The organism is Streptomyces sp. NPDC041205, from assembly GCF_055591765.1.
On sequence record NZ_JBVIZH010000003.1, the window covers coordinates 99,298 to 114,535 of the forward strand.

Here is a 15,238-nt window from a genome sequence, read left to right on the forward strand (position 1 = left end):
AAGTCGCGTGCCGGAAGCGGCAGTCTGCCTGACAACGATTTCCGCGTCCACGGCGCGTTCCGTCTTCCGGCGACGCCGCGGGCCGTGCAGGGCCGCGCGCGGCGCGCGATACGAGACCGGCACGGGATGCCCCGGCTCGACGCCCCGCACGTCAGGGGCGCCAACCCCCCACTCGGGGCATCCCGTGCCACCCGCGCCCGCCGCCCACTTCGCGCGCCCCCACCCCCTGCGCACGCTTCCCGCCCGCTGGCTGCCGCGCCCGTCCCGCCTGCCCCGTTGCCTCACGGCTGGCAGCCGCGCGCCCGTGCGGCATCAAGAGCGCGTAAAAATTGCCGGAAAATGGCAGTGCGCCGAAGGGCATGGTCGCGTCAGGATGGGGGTGCAGGGACGGGGGGCGAGGGCCCGGGTGCCGGATCACGGAAACGAGATCCGGCACCCGGGTGCGTGCGGCTCCCGTGCGTGACCGGTCAAGGGGGGCGGGGCATGGGGGAGTTGATCGACGCGGCGGTGGGGTTTCCAGGAGTGGCCTTCACCTCCGCGCTGGCGGTGGTGGTGTGCTTCTGGCTGCTCGTCGCGGTGGGCCCGGGCCGGGCCGACAGCTTCGACGAGGACGCCGACCTGGGCGCCGTCGGGCTCGGCGGCGTGCCGGTGTCCGTGGCCGTGTCGCTGCTGGTGGGCACGGGGTGGGTGGCGAGCCTCGCGGGCACCGTCGCGCTCGCGCGGACCGGTTGGACGGGGCTCGCGCACGCGACGGGGGACGTGGGGCTGCTCGTGGTGGCCGCGCTCGTCGCGTACGGGGTGACGCGTGCGCTCGTCCACGCGCTGACGCGGGTCCCGAGTGGCCGCGCCGACCCGTCGCCGCGGGACTTCGTCGGCTCCGTGTGCACGGTCCGCACCGGCTGGGTCGATCTGGAGTCGGGCCGCGCGGAAGTGGCGGCCCCGGACGGGACCGTGGCCGTCGTCGAGGTCCGGCAGGACCCGTCCGCGCCGGGGGAGCCGCTGGCGGTGGGCAGCAGCGCCCTGCTGCACGCGTACGACGCCACCGGCGGGTTCTTCTGGGCGGTGCCCTGCTCGGTGGCGCTCACCCCGGGCCGGGCCCGCCCCCGCCCCGCCCGCGCCGCCGAGGCCCCGCCCGCCGGCCCCGTGGACTCCGGCCCCGCGGACGAGCCCTGGCCGCACGCCGACTGCGCATGACGACGCGCCCGCGCCCGCCCCTTGGCGGCCGGGCGGTGACCGCGGGCGGCGAGGTGCCGAGGCTCGCCGCTCCTGACGGCCCGACGCCCATCAGCGCTCCACCCCCGCCCATTCCCTCCACCCGCCATGCGTTAAAAAGGCGTCAGGAACTGATCGGGGTGCGGGGGTTGCTGGTGGGGAGCCATGACATACCGGGTGACTACCTGGACGGCTATGCGCGGATACTCGCCGACGCGTCCGCGGCCGGTCGCGGACTGACCCGCGAGGAGTTGGAGTCGCGGCGCGCGCTCGGCGAGCGGGCGGCCGACGCCGGGTACGGACTGCGGGCCCTGGTCGGCGCGCACCTCGCGGCGACGCGGGCGTACGGGACGGGCCCCGCCGCGCCGGTGTCCGCCGAGTCCCTGCTCGCCGCCGTGGAGCAGGCGGTGGACGCCTTCGCGGAGGGGTACGAACGCGCCCAGCGCCTGGCGATCCGTCAGGAGGAGACCGCGCGACGCGAGTTCATCGACGACCTGCTGCACGGACGCAGTGACCTCGGCCTGCTCGCCGAGCGCGCCGAACGCTTCGGTTTACGTCTGTCCCTGGCCCACGCCGTGGCCGTCGCGCAGGGCGAGGGCGCCTACGAGGAGGGCGACAGGGCGCCCCGCACCGTCGAGCAGGCGCTCGCGGCCCGCTTCGGCGACCGCAGCGTCCTGGTCACCACCAAGGACGGCCGCCTGGTGTGCGTGGCCCCCGGCGACCAGGACGACGTCCTCGACTTCTTCGCGGAGCAGGCGCACGCCGCCACCGAGGGCGGCCGCGTCGCGATCGGCCGCCCGCAGCCCGGCCCGGGCGGCGTCGTCCAGTCGTACGAGGAGGCGCTGGGCGCCCTGGACCTCGCCGCGCGGCTGGGGCTGGCCGCGCCCGTCCTGCGCGCCGCCGACCTCCTCGTCTACCCGGTCCTGACCCGCGACCGGCAGGCCATGGCCGACCTGGTCCTGAACACCCTCGGCCCGCTGCGGGGGACCCGGGGCGGCGCCGAGCCCCTCATCGAGACCCTGTCGGCCTACTTCGACACCGGCTGCGTCGCGGCCCAGGCGGCCCGCCGCCTGAACCTCAGCGTGCGCGCCCTGACGTACCGCCTGGACCGCATCCACCGCCTCACCGGCACCAACCCGGCCGACCCCCTGCACCGCTACACACTCCAGACGGCCGTGATCGGGGCGCGCCTGCTGGACTGGCCGCAGCGACCGTTCTGACGCCGCGCGGACGGCACTCCGCCTACGCCGACGGCGCTACGCCTACGGCACTCTGCCTACGCCGCCGGTCCGAGCCGCGGTATCTCGATGGCGGGGCACCGGTCCATGACCATGTCGAGGCCCGCGGCGCGCGTGCGTTCGTACGCCGCCTCGTCGATGACGTCGAGCTGGAACCACACGGCCTTCGCGCCGATGGCGACGGCTTCGTCGGCGACGGCGCCCGCGAGGTCGCTGTTCACGAACACGTCCACGACGTCGACGTCGAAGGGGATCTCGGCCAGCGAGGCGTACCCCTTCTCGCCGTGCACCGTCTCCGCCTTCGGGTGGACCGGCACGATGCGCTTGCCGTAGCGCTGCAGCACCTCGGCGACGCCGTGAGCGGCGCGCCGCTCGTTGTTCGACAGGCCGACGACGGCCCAGGTGTCACCGGGTCCGGTGAGGATCCTGCGGACGGTGGCGGGGTCGCCGTACATGTCGGGCCTCCAGGGGTGTCGTCGGTCTCACTACGCCAACGGCGGCGCGGGCCGGGGGATTCCCGGGCCGCGCCGCCGTCGGGTCCGGGCAGTCGGCCGTCGTGTCCGCGGCGCCGCCGGGCGGGCGTCAGACGTTGACGCCGAAGTCCGATGCGATGCCGCGCAGGCCGCTGGCGTAGCCCTGGCCGACGGCGCGGAACTTCCACTCGGCGCCGTGGCGGTAGAGCTCGCCGAAGACCATCGCGGTCTCCGTCGACGCGTCCTCGGAGAGGTCGTAGCGGGCGATCTCCTGGTTGTCCGCCTGGTTCACCACGCGGATGAAGGCGTTGCGGACCTGGCCGAAGCTCTGGCCGCGGTTCTCCGCGTCGTGGATCGACACCGGGAACACGATCTTCGTGATCTGCGGGGGCACCCCGGCGAGGTTGACCTTCACGGCCTCGTCGTCGCCCTCGCCCTCACCGGTGAGGTTGTCGCCCGTGTGCTCCACGGAGCCGTCGGGGCTCGTGAGGTTGTTGTAGAAGATGAAGTGCTGGTCGGAGACGACCTTGCCGGAGTCGTCGCAGAGCAGCGCGCTGGCGTCGAGGTCGTAGTCCGTGCCGGTGGTGGTCCGCACGTCCCAGCCCAGGCCGATCAGCACGGCCGTGAGGCCGGGCGCCTCCTTGCTCAGCGAGACATTGCCGCCCTTGGAGAGGGAAACTCCCACGTGTCCTCCTGTGGTCCGCTACCGAGATTCGCTCCCGGCCGTGGTCAGGACCGGGACTTAGAATCTACATGAGTGTAGAAGCGTTCGAAGGGGGTACAGCCCCTTCCGGCCGTTACGATGTGGCGCTCCCTATGAGACGTACGCGACATACGTGATGTATGTGGTGCAAGGGAGCGCGAGACGACGGAAGCACGCGCGGCGGCGGCAGGCGCGGCACACCGCGAAGGGAGGCGAGGGCACGGCATGACGCAGCACGCAGACGGGTCGCGGGAGCCGCGTCCGCGCAGGCGCGGGCAGGGCGAGCTGGAGGCCCAGGTGCTCGCGGCGCTGCACGGCGCGCGCGGGCCGGTGAGCGCGGCCTGGGTGCAGGAGCGCATCGGCGGCGACCTCGCGTACACGACGGTCATGACGATCCTCACGCGCCTGCTCGCCAAGAACGTGGTGACACGTGAACGCGCGGGCCGCTCCTTCGTGTGGCGGTCCACCGCCGACGAGGCCGGTCTCGCCGCGCTGCGCATGCGCAAGGTCCTCGACGGCGAGAGCGACCGGGAGGCGGTGCTCGCCAGCTTCGTCACCACCCTGTCCGCCGACGACGAGCGGCTGCTGCGCGATCTGCTCGGCGAGGCGGGCGGCGCCGCCACCGCGGAGGACTGACCGGACGCATGGGGCTCTTCGTCTTCCTGCCGCTCGTGCTGCCGCTGAGCGCCTGGCCGGTCGCCCGGCTCGCCGCCCAGCATCTGCACCCGCGCACCGCCACCCGCCTGCTGACCGCGCTGGCCGCCGTGATGGCCCTGTGCAGCACGCTCTGCCTGGCCCTGCTCATGGTCGTCGGCACCGCCCAACTCCCCGGCAACCCGCTGCCCGACGGCTGGTCGGACCCGGAGGTCCGCGCCGCGCTGCCCTACGACGAGGTCGCGGGCCGGGCCGCGATCCCGGCGCTGACGATCGTCTGCGCGGCGCTGGCGCGCACGCTGTGGCGGCATGTGACGGTACGACGCCGGGGCCGGCGGGCGCTCGCGGGGCTGCCCGGAACGTCGGTGGCCGTGCTGCCGGACGCGACCGAGGCGTACGCCTACGCGCTGCCCGGGAAGGGGCGGCGGGCCGGGGGGCATTGGCCGCGTCGACGTCGGCCCGGGGGCCGTGCGCCGCGTGGGCGGAGCGCGCCGTACGGGCGCGTCGTCGTCAGCCGCGCGCTGCTCGACCGGCTCCAACCCGCCGAACGGCGCGCCCTGTTCGCCCACGAGCGAGCCCATCTCGCCGCGCGCCACCACCGGTTCCTGCTGGTGACGCAGTTGGCGGCGCGCGCCAACCCGTTCCTGCGGCCGCTGCGCACGGCCACCGCGTACACCGCCGAGCGGTGGGCCGACGAGGAGGCCGCGGCGGTCGTACGGGATCGGCGTGTGGTGGCGCGCGCCATCGGCAAGGCCGCGCTCGCGCGCCCCCGCACGGCCGGGCCCGCCCTCGCGGGACTCGCGGGCCTTGCCGCGGCGGGCCCGGTGCCGCGGCGCGTCGCCGCCCTGCTCGGCCCGGCGCCCGCGGCCCGCACCCGGCCCTCGCTGTTCACGGCGATGGGCCTCGCGCTCTGGGGCGCCGCGTGCGGCACCGCCGTGTCCGCGATGTCCTCGGCGAACGCGGCCGTGACGATGGTGCTCGTCCTGCGGGCCGCCACGCCGCTGTGACGCGTGGGTCCCGCGGGTCTGGACGCGCGGTCCTGAGGGCCCGTCAGAGGTCGAACTCGTGCGGCGGCAGGTCGAGGGCGAAGCAGGCCTCGCGCACCACGGCCTGCTCGTCCTTGTCGAAGTCGCCGTCGGCGCCGCCGATGACGATGCCGATCTGGATGACGGCACGCGCCTCGGCGGGCTTCTTCTTGGCCTTGGCGACCTCCTGCAACACGCTCACCTTGCCGAACGCGAAGTCGGCCGTGAGCTTGTCCACGTACGCGTCGAAGCGGCGCCGCAGGTCGTCCGCGGCGAAGTTCTGCAGCACCTCGTTGGTGGCGATCAGCTGCGCGACGCGCTGGCGCTCGGCGGCGTCCACGGTGCCGTCGGCGGCGGCGACCAGCGCGCACATCGCCATGCTGGAGTCGCGGAAGGCCCCGCTCGTGAGGTCGTTCTTCTTCGCCGTCAGCTGCGCCTGCATCGTCGACGCGGATTCCTTCAAGCGGTCCCACAGGGCCATGGAAAAACTCCATCAGTTGGTGCCGGCGGTTGTGGCCAGCTAATTTCTACAGCACTGTAGAAGTTAGCATCCGCGGCAGCCGTACCGAAAAGTGCGGTTGGTCGTGTGAGTCATGTACGTCCCTTGTGTTTCATGGGTTCCGTAAGTTCCGTACGCATGGGAAGGCCGCCCGATGACACCGACGCCCCGCGAGCTCCCGCACGGCACGGCACGCGAACTCCTGGACGCCGCCACGGCGGAACTGGCCCCGAAGCCGCACGCGAATCCGCTGGTGCCCCTCGTCGCGGACGGCGGCGCCGACCGGCGCGCGCTCGCCGCCCTCGCCCTGGAGCAGTGCCGGGTCATCCCGGCCGACCGCCGCTCCTTCCTGCACCTGGCGGCCCGCTCCGCCGACGCGGGCCTGCCTGCCTGCGCGGCCTTCTTCGCGGGGCTCGCCGAGGGCGAGGCGGTGGCCCTCGACCGGCTCGGCCCGCTGCTCACCGCCTGCGGGGTGGACGCGGACCAGGCGGCGGCGTACGTCCCGACGGCGGGCTGCCAGGCCTATCCCGCGTACGTGGCCTGGCTCGCCCTGAACGCCGAACCGGCCGACGCCGTGCTCGGCCTGACCGCCAACTTCGCGGCGTGGGGCGGGTATTGCGGCGCGCTCGCGGACGCGCTGCGCGGGCACTACGGCTTCTCCGACGAGGCCTGCGGCTTCTTCGACTTCTTCGCCGGACCCGCGCCCGACCTCGACCGCGCGACCCTCGCCGCGCTCCAGGAGGGCATCGACCTGGGGCGCCTCACGCCCGCGACGGCACTGCGGCAGGGGCGGCTGCTCCAGGACTACGAGGAGATGTTCTGGGGGACGCTGGCAGAACTCGCGTGAGGGCGCCCGGGTGCGCGCAAGCGCGGGGGCGACCTCGCCGATCCCTGCCCACGGGCCCCGGGGCCTGTCCTAGCCCGCCTGCTCCGCCCGCATCACGATGGCCGTCACGACGACCCCGTCCCGCACCAGCCACGTGCCGGAGAACCCCGTCAGGCGCGAGCCCGCGACCACAGGACCCTCCACCAGGAGCTCGGCGGTGAACGTGCCGTCCGCGCGGATGTCCAGGTGCGCGTCCTCGAAGCCGAGCCAGCGCCCGGCGAGCGGGAACCACGCCTTGTAGACCGACTCCTTGGCGCTGAACAGCAGCCGGTCCCAGGGGACGGAGGGCTCCGTGACGGCGAGCGCGGCCAGTGCGGCGCGCTCCTTCTCGTCGCTGACCAGTTCCAGGACGCCGGGGTCGGACAGCGGCTCGGCCGGTTCGGCGTCGACGCCGACCGAGGTGACGGCGCCGGCGCGGGCGACGACCGCGGCGCGGTAGCCCAGGCAGTGCGTCATGCTGCCGACGACGCCGTCGGGCCACACCGGGGCGCCCTTGTCGCCGCGCAGGATGGGCCCGGGCGGCACGTCGATCCGGGCGAGCGCGGTGCGGGCGCAGTGCCGCGCGGTGGTGAACTCGCGCTGCCGCTTCGGCACCGCCTTCGCCACGTACGCGACCTCCTCGGGGAACAGGACGGCGTCGGCCGGGTCCTCGCGGGTCTCGACCACGACGACGGGCTCCTCTGCGAGGAGGGCGCCCAATATGCCGGTCTCGTCGGTTACTTCGCCGGTGGACTTCGAGGGTGACGTCACAGTCGATCACTGTACCGGCGGCCCGCGCGGCGCGGTCCGGGATTTCCGCGTCGGGCCCGGCGACCGGTGCGCGGGGGGCCCGCGGGGCGAGCGCATAGGGTGGCCTGATGCAGGACGAGTACCGCACCGTGGCCCGCGAGGGCGTGCACGAGACCGAGATCAACCGCTCGCGCTTCCTGTGCGCGCTCGCGCCCGCCGCCACCGAACAGGAGGCCCAGGACTTCGTCGCCCGCGTCCGCAAGGAACACCCGACGGCCACGCACAACTGCTTCGCGTACGTCATCGGCGCCGACGCCTCCGTACAGAAGGCGAGCGACGACGGCGAACCGGGCGGCACCGCGGGCGTCCCCATGCTCCAGATGCTGCTCCGCCGCGACATGCGGTACGTCGTCGCCGTCGTGACCCGCTACTACGGAGGCGTCAAGCTCGGCGCGGGCGGCCTGATCCGCGCCTATGGCGGAGCCGTCGGCGAGGCGCTCGACGCGCTCGGCACCCTGACCCGCAGGCGCTTCCGGCTCGCCACCGTCACGGTCGACCACCAGCGCGCGGGCAAGATCCAGAACGATCTGCGGTCGGCGGGGCGCGAGGTGCGCGACGTGCGGTACGGGGACGTGGTGACCATCGAGATCGGCCTTCCCGACGCCGACGTCGAGGCCTTCAAGGCGTGGCTCGCGGACGCCACGGCGGGCAGCGCGGCGTTCGAGCTCGGGGGCGAGGCGTACGGGGACGCCTGACGGGGCCGCCCCGGGGCGTGGCCGGGACGAGGTCTGATCCCAGGGGCGCCCGGCCTCGGGCCCGGGACCGGGCGCGAACATGTGTGAATAGGTAGAATTCGGGCATGGGGAAGCGGCCTGTGACGCCGACTGCGCCCGAACTCGTCCTCGAGACCGACACCGGCTCCACGCTGATGAGTCCGAGCCGGGACTATCACGTCGGCCGTGACCCCCTCAGCGACGTCGTCATCGACGACGCCCGCGTCTCCTGGCACCACGCGGTCCTGCACGCCGAGCTGGACCACTGGACGATCGCCGACGAGCACAGCACGAACGGCACGTACGCCGACGGACACCGCGTCCAGGAGTGGAGCGTCGGCCCCGGCAGCGTCCTGCGCTTCGGCAACGCCACGGACGGCCCGCGCGCGGTGCTCGTCGGCCGGGAGCCGCCCCCGCCCGCCACCCCCGAGCGCCCCTCCGCCGTCCGCACGCCCTCGGCCACCGGCACCTTCCGGCAGCCGACGACCGTGCGCCCGCTGCCCACCCGCACCGTCCGCATCGGCCGCGCCGACGACAACGACGTGGTCATCGACGACCTCGTCGTCTCCCGCCGCCACGCGGAGCTGCGCCACCTCGCCGACGGCACGTACGAGATCGTGGACCTCGGCAGCCACAACGGCACCTACCTCAACGGCCAGCCGGTCGCCCGCGCCCCGGTCCTGCCCGGGGACGTCGTCGGCGTCGGCCACCGCGCGTACTGCCTCGTCGGGGACCAACTGCAGGAGTACGTCGACACCGGCGAGGTGTCGCTCGACGTGCAGGAGCTGACCGTCGCCGTCGACCGGGGCCGCAGGACGCTCCTCGACCGGATCTCCTTCCCCGTCGGCGAGAAGTGCCTGCTCGCCGTCGTCGGACCCAGCGGCGCGGGGAAGTCCACCCTCCTCAACGCCCTCACGGGCCTGCGGCCCGCCGACGGCGGCACCGTCCTCTACGACGGCCGCGACCTCTACCGCGACTACGCCGAACTCCGCCAGCGCATCGGTCTCGTACCGCAGGACGACATCCTGCACACCCAGCTCACCGTGCGCAGGGCCCTCGGATACGCCGCCGAACTGCGCTTCCCCCAGGACACCGAGAAGGCGGAACGCCGGGCCAGGGTCGACGAGGTCATCCGCGAACTCGGCCTCGAACAGCGCGTCGACCAGCCCATCCACAGCCTCTCCGGCGGCCAGCGCAAGCGCGTGAGCGTCGCCCTCGAACTGCTCACCAAGCCGTCGCTGCTCTTCCTCGACGAGCCCACGTCCGGGCTCGACCCCGGCATGGACCGCTCGGTGATGCACATGCTGCGCGGCCTCGCCGACGACGGCCGGACCGTCATCGTCGTCACGCACAGCGTGCTCAGCCTCGACGTGTGCGACCGGCTCCTCGTGCTCGCGGCGGGCGGCAGGATCGCCTACTACGGGCCGCCCCAGGACGCACTCCCGTTCTTCGGCTACGAGCAGTGGCCCGAGGCGTTCGAGGCCTTCGAGGGGGACCACGACCGGGACTGGGCGGGGGACTACCGGCAGTCGCCGCTCCACCAGCAGTACATCGTCAACTCCTCCGCACAGCCGTATCTCCCGCCGCAGGGCGGCACGGGCCGGGACGGCGCGGGTGCGGCCGTCGCCTTCGCGCCGCCGCCGAAGGCGCAGAGCTGGGGCTCCCAACTGCGCACGCTGGTGCGGCGGTACGCGGCCGCCCTCGGCGCGGACCGGACGTTCCTCGCCATCATGATCGCGCTGCCGTTCGTGATGGGCGCCATGGCCCGCGCCCTCGCCGGGAGCAGGCTGACGCAGGAGACGGCGATGAACGCGCTGCTCATCCTGTGCGTGGGCGGAGTCCTGACCGGCGCCGCGAACGCCGTGCGGGAGCTGGTCAAGGAGCGCGTGATCTACCAGCGCGAACGAGCCGTGGGGCTCTCCAGATCGGCGTACCTGATGTCCAAGGTCGTCGTGCTCGGCACCATCACCGTGCTGCAGGCCGTCGTCCTGACCCTGGTCGCCCTCCTCGGCGTCGACCTCAACGCGCCCGCGGGCGAGGGGGTCCTGATGCCTCCGCTGGTCGAGATCACCTTGGCGGTGGCCCTCCTCGCCTTCACGGCCATGATGCTCGGCCTTCTCGTCTCGGCCCTGGTGCGCAAGGAAGAGGTGACGATGCCGTTGCTCGTCCTCCTCGCCATCGTCCAAGTGGTGTTCTGCGGCGCGCTCCTGAAGCTCCACGGCGTGCCCGGTGTCGAGCAACTGGCGTGGCTCGTGCCCTCGCGGTGGGCGCTGGGCGCGATGGCCGGGACCATCGGCCTCGGCAGGATCGTCCCGGGGGAGCTGACGGCCGATCCGCTGTTCCGGCACTCCGCGGGAGTCTGGCTGCTGAACATGGGCGCGCTGGTGGCCCTCTCAGTCGTCTTCGGATACGCGGTCGCCCGGCTGCTGCGGCGGCACGAACCCGCGATCATGCGGAAGTAGCGAACGGCGAGCAAGGACAGCGCGGGAGCGGCACGGAGAACAGGAGCGGGAGCGGACGAGATGACCACTGCGGACTTCCGGCCCACACACGTCGTCCCCCAGGACGGGCTGCCCGCCTGGGAGGCGCCGGACGCGAACCGGCCGACGACGCCGCTCGACGCGCTGCTGCCCGTGCAACTCGTCGACCGGCTCGGCGACTGGGGCCGGATCGTCTGCGCCAACGGCTGGTCGGCCTGGGTCGACGGCCGCCTCCTGGTCGCCGTGCCCCACGATCCACCGGCCGCGGGCCACCCCCTGACCCGCACGGCGGACCCGCGCCCGCTCCTGGCCCGCGCCGAGGACGCCATGGCCCGCTACCGGCGGGCGGCGGAGGAACTGGCGAGCGGCACGGCGGACGGCGAGTCCTTCAACCGCCGGACCCGTGGACTGCGGGTCGGCATGATCGTGGACGGCGAGTCGATGTGGCTCTACGACGCCGAGCACGAGCGGTGGGTCTTCTGCGACGGGACACGGCTCAGCACGTACGCGGCGGGGCAGGTGCCGAGCGCGCACGGCGACGGGGCGGGCGGGGCCCCGGCGGACGGCGGGCAGGCCGGGGGCCCGGAGCCGACGCAGGTGGTCGAGGCCGTATCGGACGCCGATGCGGGTCCGGCGCAGGCTCCGTACGGTGAAGGCGGCACCCCCGACCCGTACGGAGAAGACCCCACCCGGCGCATCCCGCCCGTCACGGTTGATCCCGACCCGCCCGACCGGCCCGGTGACGCCTGATGGGGACCGCGCCGCGCGACGCGCAGACGGGCCGCGGTCCGCACTCCGGGCGCCCCTCCGACCTGGTCGGGAAGCAGATCGCGGGCTACCGGGTCGAGAGCGAGATCGGGCGCGGCGGGATGGCCGTCGTCTATCGGGCCAAGGACCTGCGGCTCGACCGGACCGTCGCCCTGAAGCTGCTCGCCCCCGAGCTGGCCCGCAACGACACGTTCCGGCAGCGCTTCACGCACGAGTCGCGCGTGGCCGCAGCGATCGAGCATCCGCACATCGTGCCGGTCTTCGAGGCGGGCGAGACCGACGGTGTGCTCTACATCGCCATGCGCTACGTCCCCGGGCTCGACCTGCGCCATCTGCTCGACCGTTCGGGTCCGCTCCCCGTCGGCACGGCCCTGCGCATCGCCGCGCAGGTCGCGTCCGCGCTCGACGCGGCCCACGACCACGGACTCGTCCACCGCGACGTCAAACCCGGCAACATCCTCGTGGCCAAGGGCACGGACAGCGACCACCCGGAGCACGTCTACCTCACCGACTTCGGCCTGACGAAGAAGTCGCTTTCGCTGACCGGGTTCACGTCCGTGGGCCAGTTCGTCGGAACGCTCGACTACGTCGCGCCGGAGCAGATCTCGGGCCGCCCCGTGGACGGCAGGTGCGACGTCTACAGCCTCGCCTGCGTCGTCCACGAGAGCCTGGCCGGCGGGCCGCCCTTCCAGCGCGACGACGACATGGCGCTGCTCTGGGCCCATCAGTACGACCAGCCGCCGCGCCTGACCGAGCAGCGCCCCGGCAGCCCCGGAGCCCTCGACGGGGTCCTCGCGAAGGCGCTGGCCAAGAGCCCCGACGAGCGGTACGGCTCCTGCCTGGAGTTCGTGGCCGCGCTGCGCGCCGCGGTCACGGGCAGCAGCGCCCAGGGGCACCCGCCGACGCAGGTCGACCTTCAGGTCGTGGGGGCACCGGCCGATCCGGGGGCGCCTCCGGAACCGCCGATCTGGGCCCGGCCGGTCTTCCGGCGGCTGCCCGGGTAGGACCGTCAGTGCCCCTCAGCGTCGGTCTGCGTTGGCCTGCCCCACCTCGCCGCGCCGGTGGACCCGCCGCGCCAGCAGCCCGCCGATGAACCCCGCGACCATGCCCCAGGCCACCGCGAGCAGCAGCGCGGTCCCCAGGTGCGGCCGCAGCTTCACGAGGCCGGTCAGGCCGCCGCCGAGGTCCCCGATGCCGAGGAGCGAAAGACCGGCGTGGGCGGAGACCCCGGCCAGCAGACAGACGGTGAGCACCGTGAGGGCCAGCGCCACCGCCATGTGCACGGCGTGCTGCCAGGCCCGCATCCGGGCGGGCGAGCGCGCCGCCATCAGGAACGCGGCCCCCAGCACCATCACCGCCGCGACGACCAGCAGCCACCACACCCGGTCGTCGTGGTCGGAAAGCGTCCGCAGGCTGAGCGTGGAGTCGCTCGGTGTCCGCAGGACCTGGTCGAGGACGCGCGGCATGGGCAACCCGAACGGCCCGTCCACCCGGCCTTCCCAGGACGCGCCGAGCCCGAGGGTGAAGGCGAGCCAGAGGAGGTTGGGAAGGCCCAGCAGCAGCACCGCGAGGGTCTCGGCGGTGTGCCCTTGCGTCGCCGCCACGCCCACGCCGATGACGAGCCCCAGGGCGACGTACGCGAGCAGCAGGACCACCATGGCGTACGCCGCGGGGCGCACCGACTCCTGGAAGCGCACCAGGCGGGCGGGGAGCGGCGCTCCGCGCGAGACCAGCAGCGCCATGGCGAACACACCCGCCAGCCACAGCAGGCCGAACACGAGGGTCGGCGGCACATCCGTCTCGAACCCGACCTTGGGCGAGGCGCCGAGGAGGTCACCGATGTCGGCCGCGGTCCCCTCCCCGAGCTCGATGGTGAACCGGTGGCGGGCCAGCAGGCCGAGGCCCACGAGGAGCAGGACCCACAACAGCGCGATCCGGGCGGCCCAGCCGACCAGCTCCTTGGCGTCGGCGACGGCCCGGTGCCGCAGCGGCCTGAGGAATCCGGCGGCGATCACCAGCGCGCCCACGAGGGAGACCGAGAGCGGAACCACGGAGAGTCCCGCGTCCGTGTCGGCGATCCCCCCGGCGCCGCCGGAAAGCCCGACGGAGCCGCCGCCCGCCATGACGACGACCGCGGCGACCACGGAGAGGAACGCGCCGTCGGGCAGGTCCCCGGCTCCCGCGGCCCACAGTCCGAGCGCGGCGACGACGGTCATGGCCACCAGGGCGGCGACCACGGCGAGGAGGGCGTGCGGCCAGCCGTGGGGGTCCCGTCGGCTCTGCGGCGCGCGCTGCGTGCCTGCCCGGCCGGGCGGCGTCTGGTGACTCACGTTGTCACGCTAAGCAGCCCCGCGCCGGGGCGCCCCTCGGGAGGGCCGACCGCGTCGGCTTGTGGGCCCCCGCGTCGGCCTGTGGGTCCTCAGGAATCGGTACGCACAATGGACGCCTGACGGAATAAGTCGCATAAAACAGTGGAAAGCGTGACCAGATCCGTTCGTCGCACCCTACGCAGGGGAGAAGTCTTCGTGAGCGTCGAGCCGCCGTCGTCAGGTCGTCCCACAGGACCCCCCTCCGGCCCGCTCTCGGGCCCCTCGCAGCCGGGCGCCACCCAGCAGAGCGGCACCCCGGGCGCGGGCCCGCCCGGTTCGACGCCGCCGCCCGGCGGGGATCGGCCTTCGGGCCCGCCGGGCGGCCAGGGACCGGGCGGGGGCCGGGGCGGGGACGGGGGCGGGGGATCGCACGAGCCGCCCGAGGGTCCCGGCGGTGGCCCGGAGCCGGACCGCCCCTGGTGGAAGTCGGCGCCGCGCGTGGCGATGATCGGCCTCGCCGTCGTGGCCGCCGTGGTGCTGACCGTCGTCCTCACCCGGCCCGAGGGCACCAAGGAGTCCCGCGGCGAGGTCCTCCTCCAGGCCGCGGGGAAGTCGGGCCCGGATCCCTTCACCGAGTCGACGGCCCGGGACGACGACACCCCGCCGTCCCCGACGCCCGTGGCCAGTACCTCGGCGTCGGCGAACGTGACGCGCGGCGTCGACGGTTCCGCCCCCGGCCTCTACGGCGGGACGCGCAAGGTCGGGGCCTGCGACGTGGAGAAGCAGGTCGACGTCCTCGGGAAGGCCCCGGCGAAGAACAAGGCGTTCGCCTCGGTCCTCGACATCGACGCGGCCGCCGTCCCCGCCTACCTGCGGGCGCTCACGCCCGCACAACTGCGCATGGACACCCGCGTCACCAACCACGGCTACCGCGACGGCGCCCCCACCGCCTACCAGGCGGTCCTCCAGGCCGGCACCGCCGTACTCGTCGACGACCGGGGGGTGCCGCGGGTGCGCTGCGCCTGCGGCAACCCGCTGCTGCCCCCCGTCGCGCAGCAGGGCACCCCGAAGCGGACGGGCGACGCCTGGCCCGGGTACCGCTCGTCGGACGTCGTGTTCGTGGCGCCCGCCGCCCATGTCGTGAACGTGTTCGTCATGTACGACCCGAAGAGCGGCAAGTGGTTCGAGCGTGACAAGGGCGACACGGGCGCCGGCGACAAGGAGACGGAGCCGCCGGTGAACCAGCCGTCCCCGTCCGCGTCCCTGTCCATGTCCCCCTCGCCCTCGTCCTCCTCGCCGTCACCCTCCCCGTCCTCCGGCGAGCCGTCCTCGCCGTCCGCATCGTCCGCCTCGTCTGCGTCCTCCTCGCCGTCCGCGGAGCAGGAGCGGTCGCCCGAGTACCGCTCCCCGGAATCGCCGCCGTCGCCAGGGGCGTATGGAGGTTCGTGATCGAGCAGGTGCCGAGAGGCGCTAGCGTGGTGGGTGCTGT

The 15,238-nt window shown here is 74.0% G+C and carries 15 protein-coding genes; 10 read left to right on the forward strand and 5 right to left on the reverse strand.

The genetic code is table 11. The annotated features are described in order from the left end of the window. Positions 1-483: 483 nt before the first annotated feature. Positions 484-1,194, forward strand: a complete 711-nt coding sequence (locus ACZ6BG_RS14635) for a hypothetical protein (protein WP_469000523.1) — start codon at positions 484-486, stop codon at positions 1,192-1,194. A 173-nt stretch (positions 1,195-1,367) separates the two neighbouring features. After that, on the forward strand, positions 1,368-2,432 hold the full coding sequence (locus ACZ6BG_RS14640; protein ID WP_469002891.1) for a PucR family transcriptional regulator: 1,065 nt from the start codon (positions 1,368-1,370) through the stop codon (positions 2,430-2,432). A gap of 56 nt (positions 2,433-2,488) precedes the next feature. On the opposite strand, the gene ACZ6BG_RS14645 is transcribed toward ACZ6BG_RS14640, so the two are convergent. Together ACZ6BG_RS14645 and ACZ6BG_RS14650 are read right to left on the reverse strand one after the other, a co-directional pair. Further along, a complete protein-coding gene (locus ACZ6BG_RS14645; protein WP_469000525.1) occupies positions 2,489-2,905 on the reverse strand; it encodes a CoA-binding protein in 417 nt (138 codons plus the stop codon). Between the two features lie 127 nt (positions 2,906-3,032). Next, a complete protein-coding gene (locus ACZ6BG_RS14650; RefSeq protein WP_030358670.1) occupies positions 3,033-3,608 on the reverse strand; it encodes a TerD family protein in 576 nt (191 codons plus the stop codon). A gap of 243 nt (positions 3,609-3,851) precedes the next feature. Here ACZ6BG_RS14650 and ACZ6BG_RS14655 point away from each other — a divergent pair, with 243 nt between their 5' ends. Next, positions 3,852-4,262, forward strand: a complete 411-nt coding sequence (locus ACZ6BG_RS14655; protein ID WP_469000528.1) for a BlaI/MecI/CopY family transcriptional regulator — start codon at positions 3,852-3,854, stop codon at positions 4,260-4,262. Between the two features lie 8 nt (positions 4,263-4,270). Beyond that, complete coding sequence (locus tag ACZ6BG_RS14660) at positions 4,271-5,287, forward strand: M48 family metalloprotease (RefSeq protein WP_469000530.1); 1,017 nt, start codon at positions 4,271-4,273, stop codon at positions 5,285-5,287. A 43-nt stretch (positions 5,288-5,330) separates the two neighbouring features. On the opposite strand, the gene ACZ6BG_RS14665 is transcribed toward ACZ6BG_RS14660, so the two are convergent. Further along, entirely contained in the window at positions 5,331-5,786 is a 456-nt protein-coding gene (locus tag ACZ6BG_RS14665; RefSeq protein ID WP_164326594.1) for a tellurite resistance TerB family protein, read from the reverse strand. A gap of 172 nt (positions 5,787-5,958) precedes the next feature. Between ACZ6BG_RS14665 and ACZ6BG_RS14670 the strand changes: the two genes are divergently transcribed. Further along, positions 5,959-6,651 (forward strand): transcriptional regulator, encoded by a 693-nt coding sequence (locus ACZ6BG_RS14670; protein ID WP_469000533.1) that lies wholly within the window; start codon positions 5,959-5,961, stop codon positions 6,649-6,651. A 69-nt stretch (positions 6,652-6,720) separates the two neighbouring features. On the opposite strand, the gene ACZ6BG_RS14675 is transcribed toward ACZ6BG_RS14670, so the two are convergent. Continuing rightward, positions 6,721-7,389 carry a 4'-phosphopantetheinyl transferase family protein gene (locus tag ACZ6BG_RS14675; protein ID WP_469002893.1) on the reverse strand — a complete coding sequence of 223 codons (669 nt, stop codon included), beginning with the start codon at positions 7,387-7,389 and terminating at the stop codon, positions 6,721-6,723. Positions 7,390-7,547: 158 nt separating this feature from the next. Here ACZ6BG_RS14675 and ACZ6BG_RS14680 point away from each other — a divergent pair, with 158 nt between their 5' ends. The 4 genes from ACZ6BG_RS14680 to ACZ6BG_RS14695 all read left to right on the forward strand — a co-directional run bounded on the left by ACZ6BG_RS14680 (position 7,548) and on the right by ACZ6BG_RS14695 (position 12,444). Next, the gene (locus tag ACZ6BG_RS14680) at positions 7,548-8,174 is read left to right on the forward strand and encodes a YigZ family protein (RefSeq protein WP_468459572.1); all 627 of its coding nucleotides are present in this window, start codon (positions 7,548-7,550) and stop codon (positions 8,172-8,174) included. A 104-nt stretch (positions 8,175-8,278) separates the two neighbouring features. Continuing rightward, on the forward strand, positions 8,279-10,654 hold the full coding sequence (locus ACZ6BG_RS14685; protein WP_469000536.1) for an FHA domain-containing protein: 2,376 nt from the start codon (positions 8,279-8,281) through the stop codon (positions 10,652-10,654). 60 nt (positions 10,655-10,714) lie between these two features. Continuing rightward, positions 10,715-11,422 (forward strand): hypothetical protein, encoded by a 708-nt coding sequence (locus ACZ6BG_RS14690; RefSeq protein WP_469000539.1) that lies wholly within the window; start codon positions 10,715-10,717, stop codon positions 11,420-11,422. Next, the gene (locus tag ACZ6BG_RS14695; protein ID WP_469000541.1) at positions 11,422-12,444 is read left to right on the forward strand and encodes a serine/threonine-protein kinase; all 1,023 of its coding nucleotides are present in this window, start codon (positions 11,422-11,424) and stop codon (positions 12,442-12,444) included. Before ACZ6BG_RS14690 ends, ACZ6BG_RS14695 begins: the two co-directional genes overlap by 1 nt. 15 nt (positions 12,445-12,459) lie before the next feature. On the opposite strand, the gene ACZ6BG_RS14700 is transcribed toward ACZ6BG_RS14695, so the two are convergent. Beyond that, positions 12,460-13,770 carry a streptophobe family protein gene (locus ACZ6BG_RS14700; RefSeq protein ID WP_469000545.1) on the reverse strand — a complete coding sequence of 437 codons (1,311 nt, stop codon included), beginning with the start codon at positions 13,768-13,770 and terminating at the stop codon, positions 12,460-12,462. A gap of 195 nt (positions 13,771-13,965) precedes the next feature. Here ACZ6BG_RS14700 and ACZ6BG_RS14705 point away from each other — a divergent pair, with 195 nt between their 5' ends. Then, positions 13,966-15,198: a DUF6777 domain-containing protein gene (locus ACZ6BG_RS14705; protein WP_469000548.1), complete on the forward strand. Its 1,233-nt coding sequence runs from the start codon at positions 13,966-13,968 to the stop codon at positions 15,196-15,198. The last annotated feature ends 40 nt before the right edge of the window (positions 15,199-15,238 follow it).